Source organism: Aeromonas sp. SG16, assembly GCF_024436135.1.
GTDB classification, from domain to species: Bacteria; Pseudomonadota; Gammaproteobacteria; order Enterobacterales; family Aeromonadaceae; genus Aeromonas; species Aeromonas jandaei.
Window position 1 is genome coordinate 1 of record NZ_JANFNW010000002.1, and the last position, 16,359, is coordinate 16,359.

Annotated in this window: 15 protein-coding genes and 1 pseudogene; 5 read left to right on the plus strand and 11 right to left on the minus strand. The window is 60.7% G+C overall.

Translation table 11 applies throughout. The features are described 5' to 3' along the window. Positions 1-495: 495 nt before the first annotated feature. The 3 genes from NOM67_RS07110 to NOM67_RS07120 all read right to left on the minus strand — a co-directional run bounded on the left by NOM67_RS07110 (position 496) and on the right by NOM67_RS07120 (position 3,849). Positions 496-705 (minus strand): cold-shock protein, encoded by a 210-nt coding sequence (locus NOM67_RS07110; protein ID WP_005297820.1) that lies wholly within the window; start codon positions 703-705, stop codon positions 496-498. A gap of 272 nt (positions 706-977) precedes the next feature. Then, positions 978-1,646, minus strand: a complete 669-nt coding sequence (locus tag NOM67_RS07115; RefSeq protein WP_042031703.1) for a LysM-like peptidoglycan-binding domain-containing protein — start codon at positions 1,644-1,646, stop codon at positions 978-980. A gap of 100 nt (positions 1,647-1,746) precedes the next feature. Continuing rightward, a complete protein-coding gene (locus tag NOM67_RS07120) occupies positions 1,747-3,849 on the minus strand; it encodes a methyl-accepting chemotaxis protein (RefSeq protein ID WP_181364322.1) in 2,103 nt (700 codons plus the stop codon). Between the two features lie 276 nt (positions 3,850-4,125). On the opposite strand from NOM67_RS07120, the gene gltX reads away from it, so the two are divergent. Then, positions 4,126-5,541 (plus strand): glutamate--tRNA ligase, encoded by a 1,416-nt coding sequence (gltX, locus tag NOM67_RS07125; RefSeq protein WP_124930141.1) that lies wholly within the window; start codon positions 4,126-4,128, stop codon positions 5,539-5,541. 61 nt (positions 5,542-5,602) lie between these two features. Next, a pseudogene (locus tag NOM67_RS21740) lies at positions 5,603-5,686 on the plus strand (glutamyl-tRNA synthetase); the annotation flags it as partial. Positions 5,687-5,856: 170 nt separating this feature from the next. On the opposite strand, the gene NOM67_RS07130 reads toward NOM67_RS21740, so the two are convergent. The 3 genes from NOM67_RS07130 to ettA all read right to left on the minus strand — a co-directional run bounded on the left by NOM67_RS07130 (position 5,857) and on the right by ettA (position 9,579). Next, entirely contained in the window at positions 5,857-7,200 is a 1,344-nt protein-coding gene (locus tag NOM67_RS07130) for an NCS2 family permease (RefSeq protein ID WP_255935359.1), read from the minus strand. Positions 7,201-7,467: 267 nt separating this feature from the next. Further along, a complete protein-coding gene (locus tag NOM67_RS07135) occupies positions 7,468-7,785 on the minus strand; it encodes a hypothetical protein (RefSeq protein ID WP_005349395.1) in 318 nt (105 codons plus the stop codon). A 126-nt stretch (positions 7,786-7,911) separates the two neighbouring features. Beyond that, positions 7,912-9,579, minus strand: coding sequence for an energy-dependent translational throttle protein EttA (ettA, locus tag NOM67_RS07140; protein ID WP_139461202.1), 1,668 nt, complete (start codon positions 9,577-9,579; stop codon positions 7,912-7,914). Positions 9,580-9,821: 242 nt separating this feature from the next. Between ettA and NOM67_RS07145 the strand changes: the two genes are divergently transcribed. Beyond that, positions 9,822-10,397 (plus strand): Crp/Fnr family transcriptional regulator, encoded by a 576-nt coding sequence (locus tag NOM67_RS07145; protein ID WP_255935376.1) that lies wholly within the window; start codon positions 9,822-9,824, stop codon positions 10,395-10,397. Positions 10,398-10,454: 57 nt separating this feature from the next. After that, positions 10,455-11,018 carry a YgjV family protein gene (locus tag NOM67_RS07150; RefSeq protein WP_255935379.1) on the plus strand — a complete coding sequence of 188 codons (564 nt, stop codon included), beginning with the start codon at positions 10,455-10,457 and terminating at the stop codon, positions 11,016-11,018. Positions 11,019-11,026: 8 nt separating this feature from the next. Here NOM67_RS07150 and NOM67_RS07155 read toward each other — a convergent pair whose 3' ends face one another. The 5 genes from NOM67_RS07155 to NOM67_RS07175 form a co-directional block, all read right to left on the minus strand. Beyond that, positions 11,027-11,878: a lytic transglycosylase domain-containing protein gene (locus NOM67_RS07155; RefSeq protein WP_041207925.1), complete on the minus strand. Its 852-nt coding sequence runs from the start codon at positions 11,876-11,878 to the stop codon at positions 11,027-11,029. Between the two features lie 155 nt (positions 11,879-12,033). After that, on the minus strand, positions 12,034-12,222 hold the full coding sequence (locus tag NOM67_RS07160) for a hypothetical protein (RefSeq protein ID WP_255935383.1): 189 nt from the start codon (positions 12,220-12,222) through the stop codon (positions 12,034-12,036). 204 nt (positions 12,223-12,426) lie between these two features. Beyond that, positions 12,427-13,032, minus strand: a complete 606-nt coding sequence (locus tag NOM67_RS07165) for a DUF2076 domain-containing protein (protein WP_071912423.1) — start codon at positions 13,030-13,032, stop codon at positions 12,427-12,429. Between the two features lie 112 nt (positions 13,033-13,144). Next, positions 13,145-14,158, minus strand: a complete 1,014-nt coding sequence (locus NOM67_RS07170; protein WP_255935388.1) for an NAD-dependent epimerase — start codon at positions 14,156-14,158, stop codon at positions 13,145-13,147. Next, positions 14,155-15,504: a UDP-glucose/GDP-mannose dehydrogenase family protein gene (locus NOM67_RS07175; protein WP_255935391.1), complete on the minus strand. Its 1,350-nt coding sequence runs from the start codon at positions 15,502-15,504 to the stop codon at positions 14,155-14,157. The genes NOM67_RS07170 and NOM67_RS07175 overlap by 4 nt, the downstream gene beginning before the upstream one ends. Positions 15,505-15,745: 241 nt before the next feature. Between NOM67_RS07175 and NOM67_RS07180 the strand changes: the two genes are divergently transcribed. After that, a complete protein-coding gene (locus tag NOM67_RS07180; RefSeq protein WP_042031690.1) occupies positions 15,746-16,357 on the plus strand; it encodes a YitT family protein in 612 nt (203 codons plus the stop codon). Positions 16,358-16,359: the final 2 nt, after the last annotated feature.

The window sequence follows — 16,359 nt, forward strand, 5'->3', positions numbered from 1 at the left end:
CGGGAATAGCTCAGTTGGTAGAGCACGACCTTGCCAAGGTCGGGGTCGCGAGTTCGAGTCTCGTTTCCCGCTCCAATCTCTCTTCGAAGTCCTCATAATCCCTTTGAATTGCCCATCACATCGCGCTGCGACGACTTGTCGTATCCGGCGTTTGCCCGCTTTCTCTCTCCCCTGCACATCCCAAGTCATATGACCAAACGGCATCTCCCGCTAAAAATCCATCCCGGAGATCGGGCACAACCCTTTGCGGTCGGCTAACAGACATGGCAGGGCCTGAATGACAGACATTCGCTCGGTATAAGTTAAAACCGGGGCATTTAACCAAAACCCATAAATTTGATTTATAGCGGCCGGTGGTGGCCATAAACGGCTTGCAGGCGGGGATGGCAAGCCCGCCAAGAGCTCTGCCGATTGGGGAGGGGACATTGCGGGCAAAAAAGCGGGCAAAAAAATAGGAGGGCCGATGGCACCTCCTACATGTTCACTGGCGTGGCCTTAGATAACGGTGACGTTCTCGGCCTGCGGGCCTTTCTTGCCCTGGGTCACAGTGAACTGGACTTTCTGACCTTCAGCCAGGGTTTTGAAACCTGCGCTCTGGATGGAGGAGAAGTGAACGAATACGTCCGGACCCTGGGATTGCTCGATGAAGCCAAAACCCTTGGTTTCGTTGAACCATTTTACCTGGCCGGTGCGAATGTCAGACATGTGCAAAATCCTATCAATAACAAAATGAAACTAAGCCCTGTGGGGCTGCATTTGCCTTGCAGCAGGGGTTGGCTCATGACTGACCACGTCTCTTTGTCCCAGTAGCACGCAGAACAATCCCTGTCTAAAGCACAATCGATTGTACGTTAGCGCCGATCCTTGTCAATTTGACCCCTGTCGTTTTTTGAACAAGCTAAAAATATTGTGAAGTCAGTAGCTTATTTGGCAGGGATCGGGATGTAAAACGGGAGGCCGCAGCCTCCCGTTTTGTTTTACTCCTTGAGGACGAACCCTTCGCCCTGCCGGTCATAGCGATAGATGGCCTGACCGTAGGAGCGGATCTCGACCCGCTGAATGCGGCGGCTGTCATCCACCAGAATGAAGACGGAGCGGCCCGATTGCAGGCGGGTCAGCGGCCGATCCGGCCCCTCGATGGCGATCAGGCGACTGAGCTCGGCGCCCGGCAGCTCGAACTTGCGGAAGATGGAGAAGAGGGTCTCACCGGCCTGCACATCGTGTTGCAGCCAGGTGCCATTGACCTTCTCTTCGACCGGTTTGGCGGCGGCAGGCGCACTGCCCGTGGTGCCATTGCCAACGGTCATGGCCTGTGCCGGTACCGCCAGCGGCACTTCCAGCGAACCGGACGGCGGCGCTTTGGGCACGCTCGGGGCGGGCTCCCAGGCCAGCACCAGCAGCCAGAGCGGGATCAGGATCAGCAGACCTATGGTGTTCTTGCGCGGCAGCGGGCTGCTCAGCTTGAATTTGCCGGTGCTGGCACTCTGGCTGCGCGGGGCGGGCTGCTGCTCTTTTTTGCCAAATCGTTGGCGCAAGGACTCTGTTGCTGCATTGATACGATGGAGCAGGGATACTTGTGATTCGTCTTTGCGACGCTGCTGGGCTCGTCTGTTATGGCCACGTGGGCGACGGTCCGGGGTGGGCACGGCATTTACCTCTCACTGCATTGCCTGCCATCAGGCAAATTTCGCCGCCTATGGTAAACGGACTCGCCCCCGAGGGGGAGAGTCCTGAGGCGGAAAATTATCAGCTGAGACGAAATTGTCCCAATAATTGCTGCAATTTGTCGGCTGCCTGGCGCAGGGCCTGGCTGGCTTTGGCCGTTTCGGTCGCATCCTGAGCGATGTCGTTGGCCAGTGCGTTGGTTTTTGACAGGTTGCCGGAGACCGTCTCGGAGACCGAGCTCTGCTCTTCGGCGGCTGAGGCTATCTGGTAGGTCATGTCGTTGATGGTGGAAATGGCCTTGTAGATGCTGCCAAGCGCTTCCTCTGCCAGATCCGCTTCGCCCACCGCCTGATGGGTCAGCTGCTGGCTCTGGTTGATGGCGTTGACCGCGTTGGTCGAGCTGTGGCGGATCTTCTCGATCAGCTCCTGGGTGTTCTGCACTGCCTGCTGGGTGTTGCCCGCCAGTTTGCGCACCTCGTCGGCAACCACCGCGAAACCGCGCCCCTGCTCACCGGCCCGCGCTGCCTCGATGGCGGCGTTGAGGGCCAGCAGGTTGGTCTGATCGGCAATCCCCTGAATGACGGTGAGGATGCTGGTGATCTGCTCGCTGTCGTGGGCCAGCCCTTCCACCACTTCGGCCCCTTTACCGGCTTCTGCCGCGACCTTGTGCATCGACTGGATCACCTGTTGGAAGCGCTCCTTGCCCTGATCGGCGGCGCTTTGCGCCTGTTTGGCCGAGTCGGCGGTGTTGTTGGCGTGGGTGGCGACTTCCTGACTGACGTAGGACATCTCCTGCACCGCGGTCAGCATCTGCTCCATCTCGGCCTGATGATGCTGCAGGTTGGTGTCGGTCTGGCCGGCGATGCGGTCGGTATCGCCGGCATGGCGGTTCACTTCGCTGGCTGTTTTCAGTACATCCCCGAGCAGCCCCTGCAGTTTGTCGATAAAGCGGTTGATCCCCTTGGCCAGATCCCCCAGCTCGTCCACCGAGCGGGTGTTGAGGCGCTTGGTGAGATCCCCCTCGCCATCGGCAATGTCATCCACCAGACTGACCATCTGGCGGATGGGGCCTGTGATGCTGCGGGCGATCATCAGCATGGTGACCAGCGCCAGCACCAGCACGACAAAGGCGCCGACCAGCTGTTGGGTCACGGCGGTGCGGTTCATCTCGCCCAGCTGGTTCTCCAGCTGATCGGCTCCCGCCAGCACCACCTGATAGGGCAGGGTGACGATGATGGCCCAGTTGCGGCTCATGCCCGGCACCATGATGGGGACCGAGATGCGAAACGAGTTGTTCAGCTCCTGACGCTGCAGTTCCGGCTTCAGATACTGCTGCCACTGGCTGCCCAGCACCTTCTCGGCGCTGCTGCCAAGCAGGCTGGCATCGCCGCTGGTGCCGGTGATGACGCCGGCGGCGCTGACGATCAGGGTTTCCCCCTTGCCGTCATAGATGTTGCTGTTGAGGGACTGGGCCTGACGGCTGATGGAGTCCACAGCCAGATCGAGCGCGGCGATCCCCCTGAACTGGCCATCCACCATGATGGGAGTGGTGATGGTGCTCACCAGCACCTGCTGGCCGTTGATATCCACCTTGAAGGGATCGATGAGGCAGGAGCGCCCCTCCCGTTTCGGGCAGGCGTAGTAGTCGTTGGCCGGGTTGCCGAAGCTATCGGTCTCGCTCTTCTCGATGGAGAGCAGCAGGTCGGTGCCGACCTTGTCCTTGTCGCGATAGAAATAGGGGACAAAGCGCCCCTTGCTGTCACTGCCGAGCGCAGTCTGGCCGGCAAAGCTGGCATCCTGACTGTCGAAGCCGTTGGGCTCGAAGCCGGCAAAGGCGCCGTAGAGCTGGGGCTCAAGGGCGAGCTGGGCCTTGAGCAGGTCGGTGGCCTGCTGACGATCGAGCGGCAGCTTGCCCTGCTGTTGCTGGGCGAAGACGCTGGCCATCTGCTGGGTGTAGGAGAGCCCCTTTTGCAACAGCTGGGTGATGGTGGCCGCTTCGGCGCGGGCGTTGGCGCTGACCTTCTGCCATGCCTCCTGCTGCAGGGCGGCGCGGCTGGAGCTGATGGTCAGCTTCTGGGTCTGTTGACCGGAGTACTGGTTGAGCAGGATCAGGATGACCAGGGCTGTCGTCATGGCGATCCCGGCCATGACCAGTATTCGGGTCTGGATTGAGCGGAACTGCATCGTCTCTTCCTTGTTCTTGTTGCGTGGGGCGTTGAGAGTTGTCTGGATATCGGCAGGAGGAGGCAGCTCTCCAGCGCTATGCATAGCAAATCGGAAATGGGGATTTTGTTCTGCGATCCCCTTCAAAGATCAGTGGGGGCAGGGCGGCGTTGCGCAAATTAAACCCGCTACTTTGCCCTTTGCGGCTTCATGGTTTTCCCATCCGTGATTGTCGGTGCTAAAATGCGACGGTTTTTTTAACGAATTGGCCCAAGGCCCTCTACACAAGGCTTAAAGATGAAAGTCAAAACCCGTTTTGCTCCCAGCCCGACCGGCTTTTTGCATGTCGGCGGTGCCCGTACCGCACTCTATTCCTGGTTGTTTGCAAAGAACCAGGGCGGTGAGTTTGTGCTGCGTATCGAGGATACCGATCTGGAACGTTCCACTCAGGAGGCCATCGACGCCATCATTGAGGGCATGGAATGGCTGGAGCTGAACTGGGATGAGGGCCCCTACTACCAGACCAAGCGCTTCGATCGCTACAACGGCCTGATCGACGAGATGCTGGCTGACGGCCGCGCCTACAAGTGCTACTGCTCCAAAGAGCGTCTGGAAGCGCTGCGTGAAGGCCAGATGGCCAACGGCGAGAAGCCCCGTTATGACGGCAAGTGCCGCGACCACGCCCACGATCACCCGGCCGATGCGCCGCACGTGATCCGCTTCCGCAACCCGACCGAAGGTTCAGTGGTGTTCGATGACCACGTCCGTGGCCGCATCGAGTTCGCCAACACCGAGCTGGACGATCTGATCATCCGCCGTACCGACGGCGCGCCGACCTACAACTTCTGTGTTGTAGTCGATGACTGGGATATGGAGATAACCCACGTGGTGCGTGGCGAAGACCACATCAACAACACCCCGCGCCAGATCAACATCTACAAGGCACTGAACGCGCCGGTACCTGAGTTTGCCCACGTCTCCATGATCCTGGGTGACGACGGTGCCAAGCTCTCCAAGCGCCACGGTGCAGTCTCCGTGATGCAGTACCGCGACGATGGCTACCTGCCGGAAGCGCTGCTGAACTATCTGGTGCGTCTGGGCTGGTCCCACGGCGATCAGGAGATCTTCAGCCTGGAAGAGATGATCAAGCTGTTCAGCCTGGATGCCATCTCCAAGTCTGCCTCTGCCTTCAACACCGACAAGCTGCTGTGGCTGAACAACCACTACATGCGCAGCCTCGATCCGGCTTATGTTGCCAAGCATCTGGCATGGCACATGGAAAACCAGAAGATCGACACCAGCAATGGCCCGGCGCTGGCCGACGTGGTCACCCTGCTGGCCGAGCGCTGCAACACCCTGGTCGAGATGGCTGCCCAGAGCCGCTACCTGTTCGAAGATTTTGAGGCGATCGACGAAGCGGCTGCCAAGAAGCACCTGCGTGGCGTGGCTGCCGAGCCGCTGGCTCTGGCCAAAACCAAGCTGGCTGCACTGGATAGCTGGACTACCGAAGCGCTGCACGAGCTGATTGAAGCGACCGCTGCCGAGCTGGGTCAGGGCATGGGCAAGGTTGGTATGCCGCTGCGTGTAGCCGTCACCGGTCTGGGTCAGTCCCCGGCCATCGACGCCGTGATGGCGCTGGTGGGCAAGGAGCGCGTACTGGCCCGTATCGACCGTGCGCTGGCTTACATCGAAGCCCGTATGGCTGCTGAGTAAGCCTGACGTTGCCGGTCGTCATCACCGCTCTGGTTAAATCCCCCCTGCCATCGACGCCGTGATGGTGCTGGTCGGCAAAGAGCGCGTACTAGCCCGTATCGACCGCGCGCTGGCTTACATCGAAGCCCGCATGGCTGCCGAGTAACTGCTGCCGATGTGGCAGGCGAGGGGACAACCCTGCTCTGCCACATGCTGAATAGAAAAAATCCGAAACCACTGGTTTCGGATTTTTTATGGCCATCGCACAGGCCGAGAATAGTTTGGGATAAAAAATGCCAGTCAGCTGACTGGCATTTTTGTTGGCGAAAGCCTGACTTAGTGACCGTCTACCCAGAAGAACTTGAGGACGAACAGCAGGGCTACCACCAGTACGCAGGGGTTGATCTCGCGCCAGCGGCCGGTGCCCGCCTTCATCACGCAGTAGGAGATGAAGCCCACGGCGATCCCCTCGGTGATGGAGAAGCTGAACGGCATCATCACCGCAGTCATGAAGGCCGGTACCGCTTCGGTCAGGTCTTCCCACTTCACCCGCGTCAGCTCGGAGCACATCAGCACGCCCACATAGATAAGGGCGCCAGCGGCGGCATAGGCCGGCACCATGGCAGCGACCGGGGAGAAGAAGATTGCCAGCAGGAACAGGATACCGACCACGATGGCGGTCAGACCGGTACGGCCGCCGACGGCAACGCCGGAGCTGCTCTCGATGAAGGCGGTGACCGAGGAGGTGCCCATAAAGGCGCCGCCGACCGAGCTCACGCTATCGACCAGCAGAGCCTGCTTCATGCGCGGGAAGTGCCCCTTGTCATCAGCCAGCTTGGCGCGGTTGGTGACGCCGATCAGGGTGCCGGAGGAGTCGAACAGGTTGACCAGCATAAAGGAGAAGATGATCCCGGCGAGGCTGATATCGAGCGAGCCTATCAGATCCAGCTGGCCGAACACCGGCTCGATGCTGGGGGGCATGGAGACAAAGCCCTTGAAGGTGACATCGCCAAACAGCCAGCCCAGTGCCGTGGTAACCACGATGGCGATCAGCACGGCAGAGTGGACGCCGCGGGCGGAGAAGATGCAGATCAGGAAGAAACCGAGCAGACCTAGCAGGCAGGGCAGGGAAGTGAGGTTGCCCACGGTCACCATAGTCGCGGGGCTGGCCACGACGATCCCGGCGTTGTGCAGGCCGAGCAGGGCGATCAGCAGACCGATCCCGGCGGTGATGCCGACCCGCAGGGTGAGCGGAATGTTGCCGATAAGCCAATAACGCACCCGCAGCAGGGTGAGGATCAACAGACCCATGGCGCCCCAGAAGATAGTGCCCATACCCACTTGCCAGGAGTAGCCCATACCGGCCACGACCACGAAGGCGAAGAAGGCGTTGAGGCCCATGGCGGGAGCCAGCGCGATGGGCAGGTTGGCCAAGAGGCCCATCAGGATGCTGCCGATACCGGCGATGAGGCAGGTGGTGACAAAGACTGCCTGGGTGTCCATGCCGGCCGCAGAGAGGATCTGCGGGTTGACGAACACGATATAGACCATGGTCAGGAAGGTGGTGATGCCGGCGATCAGTTCGGTGCGGGCGTTGGTGCCATGGCCCTTCAGGGCAAACAGACGCTCAAGCAATCCTTGCCCGGCAGCCTGTGTGGGGGCCTGTTGTGGTTGATTCATGTTGGATTCCAATAGGTGACGTGAAATAAGCAGCAGGCGAGCAGGCTCCCATCCATGAGGGAGTGATGGCCCTGTTTCTGGTGGAGAAGTAACCAGACTCGTCCTGATACCGTGACAGCGCGCACATTTTTACACAGGCGGCGCCGTTTACAAACCCCGGATCTGCGAAGCGGATCAATGAATGGAGCAAAAGATCAAACGTTTGCTTTTTCGCCAACAAAAAAGGTTCTCGTCGGAGAACCTTTTTTTGCGCAGAGAGGGCAGAGATCAGAGAGTTTTGAAGTAGCGCTCCACCAGCTGGGCCAGCACCGAATCGAGCTGATCCTGCACTTCCCCCAGCTCGCGGCCGAAGCGGCGCAGAAAGAGGCTGGCCTGCTCCTCGCTCAGCTTGAGATCGTTGAGAAAGAACTCCTGCTCCGGCAGCTTCTTGTCGTAACGGGGGATCAGCACCCAGCTCACCAGCTCCGGCTCGACCGCTTCGAAGATCTTGGCGGCGGCAACGCAGAAGGTTTCGATGTGTTCCTTGCCATCCGGCCCGAGACAGCCGGGTTCAACCCGGATCTGGATGGTCAGTTTTTTGGTCATTTCAGTACATCCATGCAATGTTATCCGTCTTGGATTGTAAGCCAAAAGGCAACAGAAAGGGGAGCCGGAGCTCCCCTTGTGACGCTGGTCGCAGCTGCGATGGTACGGCTTGCGCCGACCGACCGCTTACTTGGCGATACGCTTGTACTTGGCGCGGTGCGGCTGGATGGCCTCGGCGCCGTAGGTCTTCTTCTTCCACTCTTCGTATTCGGTAAAGTTACCTTCGAAGAACTCGATCTTGCCCTCATCCTGATAGTCGAGGATGTGAGTGGCGATACGGTCGAGGAACCAGCGGTCGTGGGAGATGACCATGGCACAACCCGGGAACTCCAGCAGGGCGTTCTCGAGGGCGCGCAGGGTTTCGATGTCCAGATCGTTGGTCGGTTCATCCAGCAGCAGCACGTTGCCGCCGGTCTGCAGCAGCTTGGCCAGATGCAGACGACCACGTTCACCACCGGAGAGCTCGCCAACCCGCTTCTGCTGGTCGGAACCCTTGAAGTTGAAGCGGCCGATATAGGCGCGGCTCGGGAACTCGTAGTTGCCGATGCGCAGGATATCCTGACCGTCAGCGACTTCCTCGAATACCGTCTTCTTGTCATCCATGCTGTCGCGGAACTGATCGACAGAGGCGAGCACCACGGTTTCACCTAACGTGATGGCGCCGGAATCCGGCTGCTCCTGACCCGACATCATGCGGAACAGGGTTGACTTACCGGCACCGTTCGGGCCGATGATGCCGACGATGGCACCCTTCGGAATGGCAAACGACAGATCGTCGATCAGCACCCGATCACCGTAGGATTTGCGCAGGTTGGCCACTTCCACCACCTTGTCGCCAAGGCGCGGTCCGGGCGGAATGAACAGCTCGTTGGTCTCGTTGCGCTTCTGGTAGTCGTTGGTGTTGAGCTCTTCGAAGCGAGCCATACGGGCCTTGGACTTGGCCTGACGCCCTTTCGGGTTTTGACGAACCCACTCCAGCTCTTTCTCGATGGACTTGCGACGGGCCGCTTCGGAACTTGCTTCCTGCGCCAGACGGGCGTCCTTCTGCTCCAGCCAGGAGGAGTAGTTGCCTTCCCACGGGATACCTTCGCCGCGGTCCAGCTCCAGGATCCAGCCTGCCACGTTGTCGAGGAAGTAACGGTCGTGGGTGATGGCTACGACAGTGCCTTCGTAGTCGTGCAGGAAGCGCTCCAGCCAGGCCACGGATTCCGCATCCAGGTGGTTGGTCGGTTCGTCCAGCAGCAGCATGTCCGGCTTTTCCAGCAGCAGACGGCAGAGTGCCACACGGCGGCGCTCACCACCGGAGAGGTGCTTGATCCTGGCATCCCAGGCCGGCAGGCGCAGGGCATCGGCCGCGCGCTCCAGCTGGTTTTCCATGTTGTGGCCACCCTGAGCCTGGATGATGGCTTCCAGCTCGCCCTGTTCGCGTGCCAGCTTGTCAAAGTCGGCATCCGGGTCGGCGTAGGCCGCATAGACCTCGTCCAGACGGGCCATGGCGCGCTTCACTTCGCCAACGGCCTCTTCGACCGCTTCGCGTACGGTCTGCTCCGGATCCAGCTTCGGCTCCTGCGGCAGGTAGCCGATCTTGATGCCGGGCTGCGGACGGGCTTCCCCTTCGATCTCGGTGTCGATGCCTGCCATGATGCGCAGCAGGGTGGATTTACCGGCGCCGTTCAGACCCAGCACGCCGATCTTGGCGCCCGGGAAGAAGCTCAAGGAGATGTTCTTGAGAATATGACGCTTGGGCGGCACTACCTTGCCGACCCGGTTCATGGTGTAAATAAATTGAGCCATTGGCTAATTCTCTTCCTTTTCAGCAGGTTAATGTCTTGGCATTAACAGACTGATGTCGTGGTGGGGCCAGGTCGACACAGGTCAACCGGGTTCCAAAAAACCCGTCGATTGTAAACCAACGGACGAGGGGGGGCAAAGGCGGCACCCGGCTATGTCCCCCCTTTGCCAACAGGGTCACGCCTTGCTGCATCAGTCGTGCAATTTGGGCATGATGTGGGCTGCCGTTTTGTTCCGGAGCCGTCATGAACCCATCTCCTCAAGCCCCCCTGCTTGCCACCTTTTTGTGTGCCATGGGATTGGACGCCGCCCTGAGCGAAGCCCTCTGTCAGCGTTTGCCACGGCAGACGCTGCGCGCCGGTCAGGTGCTGTTGGCGCAAGGGGCCGAACAGGAGGCTGCCTTCTATATCGAAGCGGGCATCGCTCGCGCCTGCCATTACACCCGGGACGGACAGGAGCGCTGCAAGGAGTTCTACTTCGAAGGGGAGCTTTGCCTGCTCTATGACAGCTGGCTCACGGGGTCGCTCGCCCGCTACCAGCTGGAGGCGCTGACGGAGCTGCAGGTGGTGCGGGTGCCAATCGCCCTGCTGGATGAGCCCATCTGGCAGCCGGTCTGCATGGCTCTGTTGCGTCAGCAGCTCGGTTACAAGGAGTGCAAGGAGGCGTTTTTGCTGCTCCACTCCCCCGAAGAGCGTTATCGGGAGCTCTGCCACACCTTCCCCCACTGGCCGGCACGACTGACCCAAGTACAGCTCGCCAACTACATCGGCATCAGCCCGGTCACCCTGTCACGGATCCGCAGGCGCATTAACACGGGTTAATGCCACCTGCCGGTTGCCACTTCATGCTGCGCCATCCAAATGACGGACGAGGGGTGGATGATGTCGCTGTTTCTGTGGTCGCAACTGGTGGTGAGCCTGGCCTTGATGCTCGATCTGTTGTCGTTTCAGTTGCGGGATCGCCGCAGGATCCTGGCCTGTCTGGCCCTCTCCTGTGTCCTCAATGCCGGTCACTTTGCCCTGCTCGGGCAGTGGTCGGCCGCCTGCCTGTTGCTGCTGGCCAGCGTGCGCTTTCTGGTGAGTATCTGGCTGGTTAGGCGCATCTTGATGTGGTTTTTCATGGGGTTGGCCTGTGCGGCTGCGCTGGCGACCTATCAGGGCGTACTCTCATTGATCGGGCTGCTGGCCAGCCTGCTGCAAACCCGGGCCGCGTTTTGCCCGGATGATCGCCAACTGCGGCGCTGGATGCTGCTCGGCACCCTCTGCTGGTTGGCCAACAACCTGCTGGTGGGCTCTCCGGTCGCCGCACTGATGGAGGGGCTGTTTCTGGTCAGCAATCTGGTGGGCTACTATCGCCACTATGGCTTCCACTATTCGGCCGGTAGCGGTCATAACCATAGTTGTCGCAATCCGGAGCAGCCTTCCGAGCGGACTGGCAACTGAGACTTCGCTCAGGGCTGCTTGTGGCCAGCGAAGTAGAGCACCCGTTTGACATACTCCCGGGTCTCGTCATAGGGCGGTATACCGCCATAGCGCTCAACTGCCTTCTCGCCTGCGTTGTAGGCTGCCGAGATCAGTACCCAATCGCCATCGAAACGGCGATCCAGCCACTTGAGATAACTGACGCCACCTTTGATGTTCTGTGCCGGATCAAAGGGTTGAGTGACACCAAAACGCTGCTGGGTTTCGGGGATCAGCTGCATCACCCCCTGCGCATTCTTGGCGGAGACGGCGCGGCTTTCGAGGTTGGATTCGGCAATGGCGATGGCCAGCACCAGCCGCACATCGACCTGATGGCGCTTGGCTGCGTGGCGCAGCATGGTGGCCAGCTTCTGTTTGCCCGGTGACTGGCGCGCCAGATAGGCCTCGACATTGAACGGTGTGCTGGGCAGGGCGAAATAACTCCCTTGTCCGCCGCGCATGCCGACACCGCACTGATCGCCCATGGGAGCATTGCCGACCCGCGGGTTGTAGTAGCGGCTGGCCTGCTGGTTGCCAAGGCGCATCGCCATGGCGAGATAGCTGTTGGCCATTTTCGCGCTGCGCACCGAGGCGGGGCCGGTGGCGAGCAGACGCCCGATCCGGAAGTAACCTTCGGGATTGCCGGTGCTGGCGGCTACGCAGTAGAGGGCAATCGCCTTTTGCAGATTGCCGCTGTGCTGGGCTGCCTGCCCCTGCCTGAGCGCCGTCATTGCCCTAGGGGCTTGTCTGAAATCCCTGCCCTGTGCCGTCTGCGGAATGCCCGCCAGTAGCGACGACAAAAAAAGCAGCAAAAACAGTCCGTTTTCGCTGATCTTCCCCATCGTTTATCTCCTGCTTGAGTAGAGAAGATATAGAGGAACATGGCTGCCATCGCCATGAAAGCAGTGGATCCTGTTGTTATAGCGGGGGGATTTCAGAGAGCAAAATGGTATGGAACTAACAGCATTGCGAGAGTTTCATACCATTTTTCATCGGGTTAGAAGTCGTGGTGATACTCATGCTCATCCAGGTCGGCGGGAGGAAGCGCGCGATAGAAGCTGCCAATTTCGCTAACAACCCAGAGCGAAAGCAGGATCAACATGCTGATAAGGGGAAGCAGGTTGTGGTTCTGGGTCAGGGCATAGGCCGCGATGGCGGCGCCAATCAGGAGAAGGGTTCGGATCATGAGGTGGCTCCTTGTCGTCATGGGGGTGTTGCGTGGCCACGGACAGAGCGCCTGGGGTCGGGAGTATCTCCCGGGTGGCACGAAGCGAAGTGAGTATATCGCGTCATGCCGCTGCCGGTCCGTGGTGTCATCACACTTTCCATAGTCATGGGTTTCGTATCAAGTTGGGCCCCGCCAGATGCGGGGCCAGTAATGGTTTGACGGTTAGAAGAAACCGCCGTTGTTATCGTCACTGTCGGTCCAGCCGCCACTCTGGCTATCGTCGTCGAGAAAACTGCCGCCATCATCGGGAGGTGAATCCCAGCCGTCCCAGCGTACCGGTTCCGCATCGACCGAATTGGTAATGGGCGCTGGCTCTATGATGTCGATGATCTCCTCGGGCCGGTTGCTGTGAAACAGTCCGCCGATCATGTCGGCCAGCATGACTCCGCCGGCAACCCCGGCTGCGGTTTGCAGGGCGCCACCGAGAAAGGAGCTGGTACGGGAAGCGGGTTGGGCAGGCGCCGTTGCCGGTGGCGGCGTGAAGCGCGGGGGCGGAGTGTTCTCGCCACCAAACAGGCCGGAGAGAAAACTGCCGCCGCTCGAACTGCTTTGGCTTGCCTCCAGCTCCTTGACTCGCTCGTTGAGGCGGGTAAGGGCAGCCTGCTGGATCAGCAGCGCCTGGGTCATGTAGTAGGGGGCATCGGGCTGCTGGGCCAGATGCTGGCGGATCAGCTGATCCGCTTGTTGGTCTCGCTTGCTATCCCTGGCTTGCGCTTGCTTGAGGCGGTCGAACAGTCCATCGATCAGACCCTGTTCCTGCTGTTGCATCTCAAATCCTCGCTATGGTGCGCAGACAGTGCGTTCAGCCATCCTAAAACGCGTGGCAAGCCAGTGGTACCGGATTAACTCATCGGCGACCAAGGGCTGCAGCCCGACAATTTCACGCGCCGGGTTGGTAGTAGTCGAGATACCAGCGCACGAACGCGGCGACCCCCTCCTTGATGGAAGTGGCGGGGCGCAGGCCGGTGAGGGTATGGAGGGGCTCGCTATCGGCCCAGGTGGCGTGCATGTCGCCCGCCTGCATCGGCAGCATCCGCTTGATGGCGGGTTTGCCGAGGGCCTCTTCCAGCGCCTCGATAAAGTCGAGCAGCCGCACCGGCTGACCATGACCGATGTTGAGGATGCGATAGGGCGCGGCGCTCTCGGCAGGAGTCTGCTCGCTGGCGTGCCAATCGGGATTGGGACGGGGCGGCAGGTCGGCCACGGCGAGGATCCCTTCGACGATGTCGTCGATAAAGGTGAAGTCGCGGCTGAGATCGCCGTGGTTATAGACGTCGATAGGTTCGCCCGCGAGGATGGCGCGGGTGAACTTGATGATGGCCATGTCGGGCCGGCCCCAGGGGCCGTAGACGGTGAAAAAGCGCAACCCTGTGGTGGGCAGGCCATAGAGCGTGGAATAGGCGTGAGCCATCAGCTCGCCACTCTTCTTGGTGGCAGCGTAGAGGGAGACCGGGTGATCCACCGGCTGCTCGGTGGTGAAGGGCATCTGGTCGGTCAGACCATAAACCGAGCTGGAGGATGCGTAGAGCAGATGCTGGATACCGTGCTGGCGGCACCCCTCCAGCACCGTCAGCATGCCGGTGAGGTTGCTGTCGGCATAGGCAAACGGGTTTTCCAGCGAGTAGCGCACTCCCGCCTGCGCCCCCAGATGGATCACCCGCTCGAAGCCATGATGGGCAAAGAGAGTCGCCATCGCTTCGCGATCCGCCAGATCGACCCGTTCGAAGTGGAAATGGGGATAGCTGGCCAATTGTGCCAGTCGCGCCTCTTTCAGACTCACCTCGTAGTAGTCGTTGAGGTTGTCGATACCCACCACCCGATGACCTGCCGCGCAGAGCCGGCTGGCCACGTGAAAACCGATAAAACCGGCGGCCCCGGTCACCAGCCAGTTCATGGTTGCACCTGTGCGAGAGGGAGGTGAGGGCGCCCGATGGCGTAGTAGCAAAAGCCCTGCTGGTGCAGGCGCACCGGATCGTAGAGGTTGCGCCCGTCGATGATGACGGGGCTGGCGAGCAGGCTCTTCATCCGGACAAAGTCGGGGACGCGGAAGGATTGCCACTCGGTACAGATGAGCAGGGCATCGGCCCCCTCCAGTGCAGATTCCTGAGTCGGGCAGAGCAGCAGATCCGGTCGCTCGCCGTAAAGTTCACGGGCGCGTGCCATCGCCTTGGGATCAAACGCCTGCACCCTGCCGCCAGCGGCCCAGATGGCGGCCAGCAGCTGGCGGCTCGGCGCTTCGCGCATGTCGTCGGTGCCGGGTTTGAACGCCAGCCCCCACAGAGCAAACGAGCGGCCGCGCAGATCCGGGCCGAAGTGACTCAGCAGCCGCTTGGCCATCTTCTGCTGCTGGCGCTGGTTGACCTGTTCGACCGCGGCGAGCAACGGGGCATCGCAGTCGACGCGGCGGGCTGTGTGCAGCAGGGACTGGATATCCTTGGGGAAGCAGGAGCCGCCATAGCCGCAGCCCGGGTAGAGAAAGTGGTAACCGATGCGGGGATCGGCCCCCATCCCCTGGCGCACCGCCTCGATATCGGCCCCCAGCTCCTCGGCGAGTGCCGCCATCTCGTTCATAAAGGAGATGCGGGTGGCCAGCATGGCGTTGGCGGCGTACTTGGTTAGCTCGGCACTACGCAAATCCATCACCACGATCCGGTCGTGATTGCGGTTGAAGGGGGCGTAGAGGGCGCGCAACTGCTCCAGCGCCGTCTCGCTGTCACAGCCGATGATGATGCGATCCGGCCGCATGCAGTCGCTGACAGCTGCCCCCTCCTTAAGAAACTCGGGATTGGCGGCCACGTCGCACTCGAGGGCTACGTCACGCTCAAGTAGCTGCGCCTGAATGTGCTGCCGCACCTGCTGCGCCGTGCCGACCGGCACAGTGCTCTTGGTCACCACCAGCTTGGGGCGGCTCATCAGCCGGCCTATGGTGTCGGCCACCGTCAGCACATGTTGCAGATCGGCAGAGCCATCCTCATCTGCGGGTGTGCCTACGGCGATGAGCAGCAGGTCGGCGTGCTCGACTCCGACGGCGGGGTCGGCAGAGAAGTGCAGACGACCACTGGCCAGATGGCTCTCGACCAGCGGGGCCAGCCCCGGCTCGTAGAAGGGGATTTGGCCCTGCCGAAGCGCGGCGATCCGCCCCTCATCCACATCGATGCAGCAGATCAGATGGCCCACCTCGGCCAGAACGGCGGCCTGAACCAGCCCGACATAGCCTGTGCCAAAAATGGTGACCTTCATGGAAAACGCCTCTTGCTGCGGATGGGATGCGGGGTATCAGAGGGCGGCATGCTGCATCTTGGTGCAGCGAGTGTCAATGCCGGATGACAGGCACCAGATTGGGGCGTGCAGCCCCCTTGTTGTGATCATTTTCACAAAAAATAGACTGGGCTTCATAACGAAGCCCTGCCGACAGGGCTCGCAGCCTGCCGAATAGGGCAGGCGACAGACACTCTCTCTTTACTTCGCTTGGATACAGGTTATGGACAACACCTCGACTCGTACTGCCCATCCCGTCTATGAGGATGTGCTGGCCCTGCTGACCGCGGCAGGCTTTGTTTCCCTCGGCATCTTCCTGTTTCATCAGGTGGGCCTGCTCACCGGCGGCACCGCCGGGCTGGCGCTGCTGCTGCAACAGGTGACGGGCATCAGCTTTGGCCTGCTCTTCTTCGGCATCAATCTGCCCTTCTACGCGCTCGCCTGGCTCAGAATGGGGCCGCGCTTTACCCTCAACACCTTCGTCTCGGTGGCGGCGGTCTCCTACATGACCGATCACCTCAACGGCGTGTTGCAGATCGGCAAGATAGAGCCCCTCTATGCGGCGCTGATCGGTGGCACCCTGATCGGTATGGGGCTGCTTATCATGTTCCGCCATAAGTCGAGTCTGGGGGGCTTCAATATTCTGGCGCTCTTTATTCAGGATCGCTTTGGCATCCGGGCGGGCAAGCTGCAGATGGGGCTCGATTGTGCCATCGTCATCGCCTCGTTCTTCGTGGTGCAACCCTGGATTCTGGCCCTCTCCATCGTGGCGGCGGTTATCTGTAATCTGGTGTTGACACTCAACCACAAGCCGGGCCGTTACCAGATTGCCTGACG

What these genes read in the sequence shown, in the direction of transcription:
- NOM67_RS07110 (WP_005297820.1), bottom strand. Translation starts at nt 705, where the DNA reads ATGTCTGACATTCGCACCGGCCAGGTAAAATGGTTCAACGAAACCAAG.
- NOM67_RS07120 (WP_181364322.1), bottom strand. Translation starts at nt 3,849, where the DNA reads ATGCAGTTCCGCTCAATCCAGACCCGAATACTGGTCATGGCCGGGATC.
- gltX (WP_124930141.1), top strand. Translation starts at nt 4,126, where the DNA reads ATGAAAGTCAAAACCCGTTTTGCTCCCAGCCCGACCGGCTTTTTGCAT.
- NOM67_RS07130 (WP_255935359.1), bottom strand. Translation starts at nt 7,200, where the DNA reads ATGAATCAACCACAACAGGCCCCCACACAGGCTGCCGGGCAAGGATTG.
- NOM67_RS07135 (WP_005349395.1), bottom strand. Translation starts at nt 7,785, where the DNA reads ATGACCAAAAAACTGACCATCCAGATCCGGGTTGAACCCGGCTGTCTC.
- ettA (WP_139461202.1), bottom strand. Translation starts at nt 9,579, where the DNA reads ATGGCTCAATTTATTTACACCATGAACCGGGTCGGCAAGGTAGTGCCG.
- NOM67_RS07145 (WP_255935376.1), top strand. Translation starts at nt 9,822, where the DNA reads ATGAACCCATCTCCTCAAGCCCCCCTGCTTGCCACCTTTTTGTGTGCC.
- NOM67_RS07150 (WP_255935379.1), top strand. Translation starts at nt 10,455, where the DNA reads ATGATGTCGCTGTTTCTGTGGTCGCAACTGGTGGTGAGCCTGGCCTTG.
- NOM67_RS07155 (WP_041207925.1), bottom strand. Translation starts at nt 11,878, where the DNA reads ATGGGGAAGATCAGCGAAAACGGACTGTTTTTGCTGCTTTTTTTGTCG.
- NOM67_RS07160 (WP_255935383.1), bottom strand. Translation starts at nt 12,222, where the DNA reads ATGATCCGAACCCTTCTCCTGATTGGCGCCGCCATCGCGGCCTATGCC.
- NOM67_RS07165 (WP_071912423.1), bottom strand. Translation starts at nt 13,032, where the DNA reads ATGCAACAGCAGGAACAGGGTCTGATCGATGGACTGTTCGACCGCCTC.
- NOM67_RS07170 (WP_255935388.1), bottom strand. Translation starts at nt 14,158, where the DNA reads ATGAACTGGCTGGTGACCGGGGCCGCCGGTTTTATCGGTTTTCACGTG.
- NOM67_RS07175 (WP_255935391.1), bottom strand. Translation starts at nt 15,504, where the DNA reads ATGAAGGTCACCATTTTTGGCACAGGCTATGTCGGGCTGGTTCAGGCC.
- NOM67_RS07180 (WP_042031690.1), top strand. Translation starts at nt 15,746, where the DNA reads ATGGACAACACCTCGACTCGTACTGCCCATCCCGTCTATGAGGATGTG.